Below are 1,276 nucleotides of genomic sequence, written 5' to 3'. Positions count from 1 at the left end.
CTTTCCGGTGACGTCGCTCTTCCGATCTGGCGCCCGGCGGAGGCCCCCAGGGTGCCTGGCCGGGCCGGGAGGCGCCCCCCTTCGGCCACCCCGGCGCCCAGCACCCCGGAGCCGGACACCCCGGCGCCCAGCACCCCGCAGCCGGACACCCCGGCGCCCAAGGGCCGCACGGCGGCGGGAACGGCCCGGCCGGGCCCACCCGGCGGCAGGGCGGTCCCACCGGGCCCACCGGTCCGGGCGGGCAGAACGGACCGGACGGGCAGGGCGGTCAGGCGGCCAAGCATCGCCGCACCCTGACGTTCGCCCTCTCGGGCGCGGCCGCGGCGGCGCTCCTGGTCGTGGCCGGCGCGGTCGTCGTCCAGGCGAACGCCGACAAGCCCACCGAGGTCGTCGCCGTGGGCAGCCGCTCGCAGGTGACGCCCACCGACGGCTCGGGCGGCGGCCAGCCCCTGGAGCCGCCGGCGGAGGTGATCATCCCGGAGACGGACGACACGGTCCCGCCGCCGGAGCTGGAGCAGACGAAGCCGTCGGAGACGGGGGCGGCGCAGAAGCAGCCGAGCCCGCTCCAGCCGATCCCCACCCAGGTCCAGATCCCGGCCACGGTCGCGCCTCCGCAGCACACGAAGGAGACCCCGGCCGACAAGACCTCCGAGCCCGCCGCCAAGCCGACGAAGACCAAGAAGCAGCCGGACAACCAGGTGGAGCCGGCCACGGAGCCCACGAGCGGCGCGGACACCGGCACGGTCGAGCCGCCTCCGGCGCAGTCCACGGCCAGGCCGACCGCGAAGCCCACGGCCAGGCCCACCGTCAAGCCGACGGTCAAGCCGACCGCCAAGCCGACGGTCAAGCCGACGGCCGCCCCGCTCAAGCCGAACCCGTACACCCCGGCGCAGGTGTGCGGCACGGGCTACAAGGTGATCGACAGCCACGCGCTGGGCGGCAGCGCGACCGTCTACCTGCTCTACAACACGGGTGCGGGCAAGAACTGCGTGGTCACCATGTCCAAGCTCGTGTATCCGGGCAAGGTCGCGATGAACGCCGTCCTCCAGGTGAAGGGCGGGTCCAGCGGCTCGAACCCCGGCAGCTTCACCGCGTACGCGGGGCCGGTGCGCCTGGGCGCCAAGAAGCAGTGCGTCATCTGGGGCGGCTCCTGGAAGACGCTGAGCTGGAAGTCCGGCTGGAGCCACTGCGGCTGAGGGCCCGCCCCGCAGCGGGCCGCCTCCGTTGCCTCCGTCGCCGCCTCGGGTCGAGGACGGCTGGGTCGTCTGTGAAGGCT

1 protein-coding gene and 1 pseudogene are annotated in these 1,276 nt (G+C 75.0%); one reads left to right on the top strand and one right to left on the bottom strand.

The features are described from left to right. Nucleotides 1-284: pseudogene (locus tag ABZS51_RS42690) on the bottom strand (hypothetical protein); the annotation flags it as partial. A gap of 54 nt (nucleotides 285-338) precedes the next feature. On the opposite strand from ABZS51_RS42690, the gene ABZS51_RS42685 reads away from it, so the two are divergent. Beyond that, nucleotides 339-1,196 carry a PT domain-containing protein gene (locus tag ABZS51_RS42685; protein ID WP_355454054.1) on the top strand — a complete coding sequence of 286 codons (858 nt, stop codon included), beginning with the start codon at nucleotides 339-341 and terminating at the stop codon, nucleotides 1,194-1,196. The last annotated feature ends 80 nt before the right edge of the window (nucleotides 1,197-1,276 follow it).

This window comes from Nonomuraea sp. NPDC005501 (assembly GCF_040605905.1).
GTDB lineage: Bacteria > Actinomycetota > Actinomycetes > Streptosporangiales > Streptosporangiaceae > Nonomuraea.
Note: the sequence above shows the minus strand (reverse complement) of the source record. Positions and strands in the feature narration are given on the sequence as shown.